This window comes from Acinetobacter sp. 228 (genome assembly GCF_048147885.1).
In genome coordinates this window covers 1-1,226 of record NZ_JAYWYV010000376.1, presented here as the reverse complement: position 1 = coordinate 1,226, position 1,226 = coordinate 1, and the positions used below count along the sequence as shown (strand labels likewise).

At 42.4% G+C, this 1,226-nt stretch carries 1 protein-coding gene; it reads right to left on the bottom strand.

Annotated features, from left to right (window positions below; all coding sequences use genetic code 11):
- On the bottom strand, nt 1-1,226 hold a 1,226-nt coding region (locus VXQ92_RS19145), incomplete at both ends, for a LysM peptidoglycan-binding domain-containing protein (protein WP_416682865.1).

The following is a 1,226-nucleotide window of genomic DNA, read 5'->3' as shown; positions in this document are numbered from 1 at the left end:
TAACCCTGGTGTTAGGTCTGCCAACTCTTGATTAGATAATGCATAACGGTCTGCAATTAATTTCAAATATTCGCCGCGTTTAACCGTATAACTCTTCGTTGCAATACGACGTGTACTTGCTTGAATTGCCTTTGGCTCTACTTTAGCAGCACGATTACCTTTAGGCTCTTTTAACTGTAATTTTTGCCCTACAAACAAGCCATCTGTTACAGACAAATCGTTATATTCAGCTAGCTGTTTCACTGACAAATTAAATTGATTTGCCACTCCTGTTAAACTGTCATTTGCTTGAACAACATAGACATCAGGTTTAGCTGCCGATTTTGCCGTAGTTTCCACCTCTTGAGGCTTAGCATCATAGAGATATAGACTGGTTCCTACAAATAAAGTCTTTTCAGGGTCAATCTGGTTCAATTTAGCTACATCACGCCAGTTCACACCATTCTTCATGGCAATAACTGCTAAAGTATCGCCAGGTTGTACTGTATAAGTACTACGCTTACCTTTAGGTTGTACAACCACAACATCTGTATCAGTCTTAATATAAGGCTTATCTTTATTGCGCTGAGCATCTTCAGAGTTTGCAAGAGTTGCATCTTCAGCTAAAGTTTTTGGATAAGCAAAACCTTTACTTACTTCTTTACCTTGCTGCTCAGCAACAGATTGGCTGGTCTGAATTGCGGTTAACTTAATTTTGCCGTCATACGGATCGACAATTTCTGTACCCTGAGGTGCAAGTGCTTTTAACTCGGCAACAACTTGATCTTTTTCAGCTTGAGTAGCTTGAGGCTCTAAAGCTTGATCAACTGTTTCCTTTTCCCCTTCAGCACGCACTGCCGCTAAAATTTTCTCGCGTTCAGTTGCTGAAATTGGCGGTTCCGTTCTCACAGGTTTGATATTTGCAGCCGGAGTGACCGCAACAGGAATACGTGGTGCACTTGGTACATCAGCTGACGCTGCAAAAGCAGCTAGCGCATCAGAACCACGAGGTGTTGCAGTTTTTACCGTTACCGAGCTACTACTTGTTTTAGCAGGTGTCGATGGTCTTACTGGCTGAGCTGGAGTTGATGGAGTAGTTCTAACTGTGACTGAAGTTGAAGTCGTTGTGGTCGGTTTAGACGGCGAAGTAACACTTGCCCACCAGCCTGAACTTCCACCAGCTTTCATCCCTTTTAACTTGTTATCAACTGAAGGACTTATATCAGCTGGAATCAAAATACGCATTG